The 408-nt window shown below is 68.4% G+C and carries 1 protein-coding gene; it reads left to right on the forward strand.

Annotation, left to right across the window (positions count from 1 at the left end; genetic code table 11):
* Nucleotides 1-408 (forward strand): IS5 family transposase (locus ACWBNA_RS47895; protein ID WP_482710893.1); only part of this gene is annotated, 408 nt, incomplete at both ends.

Raw genomic sequence — 408 nt, forward strand, 5'->3', positions numbered from 1 at the left:
TGTACGTGCTGCATACCGGGATCCAGTGGGAGTACCTGCCGCAGGAGTTGGGCTTCGGCTCGGGCATGACGTGCTGGCGACGGCTGCGGGACTGGAACGAGGCCGGAGTGTGGCAGCGGCTGCACGAGGTTCTGCTCGCCGAGGTGAACACGGCGGCGAAGCTGGACTGGTCCCGCTGCGTGGTCGACTCCTCCCACGTCAGGGCGTTAAAAGGGGGGAACCGCACGGGCTCATCGCCGGTCGATCGCGGCCGGGCCGGCTCGAAGCATCACTTGATCACCGACGGGCACGGCACCCCGCTGGCCGTGCTGCTGACCGGCGGGAACCGCAACGACGTCACCCAGCTTCTGCCACTTCTCGATGCGATTCCGCCGGTCCGTGGCCGGGTCGGTCGTCCTCGCCGTAAGC

Source organism: Streptomyces sp. Q2, assembly GCF_056820935.1.